Annotated in this window: 1 pseudogene; it reads left to right on the forward strand. The window is 59.0% G+C overall.

The annotated features are described in order from the left end of the window. Positions 1–726: pseudogene (locus AKL27_RS28295) on the forward strand (hypothetical protein); the annotation flags it as partial.

Consider the following 726-nt stretch of genomic DNA (forward strand, 5'->3'; position numbering starts at 1 on the left):
AACCAGGGCAATATCAGTACCGCGGGCAATGCAACCCTGACTGCCGGCGGTAACCTGAACAGCACTGGCAATCTGACTGTGGGCGGTGTTACCAACGGCACTGCTACTACTGGCAACATCGCACTGACCGGTAACAATGCGCTGAGCGGTCCGGTCAATCTGAATGCGTCGAATGGCACGGTGACCTTGAACACGACCGGCAATACCACGCTCGGTAACGTGACGGCACAAGGCAATGTGACGACCAATGTGTCCAACGGCAGTCTGACGGTTACCGGCAATACGACAGGTGCCAACACCAACCTCAGTGCCAGCGGCAACCTGACCGTGGGTAACCAGGGCAATATCAGTACCGCAGGCAATGCAACCCTGACGGCCGGCGACAACCTGACGAGCACTGGCAATCTGACTGTGGGCGGCGTCACCAACGGCACGGCCACCACCGGCAACATCGCGCTGACCGGTAACAATGCACTGGCTGGTCCTGTCAATCTGAACGCGCCGAACGGCACCGTGACCCTGAACACAACCGGCAATACCACGCTGGGTAATGTCACCGCACAAGGCAATGTGACGACTAATGTGTCCAACGGCAGCCTGACAGTCGCTGGCAATACCACAGGTGCCAACACCAACCTGAGTGCCAGCGGCAATCTGACCGTGGGCAACCAGGGCAATATCAGTACCGCGGGCAATGCAACCCTGACTGCCGGCGGTAACCTGAGC

Source organism: Herbaspirillum autotrophicum (genome assembly GCF_001189915.1).
Lineage (GTDB): Bacteria > Pseudomonadota > Gammaproteobacteria > Burkholderiales > Burkholderiaceae_D > Herbaspirillum > Herbaspirillum autotrophicum.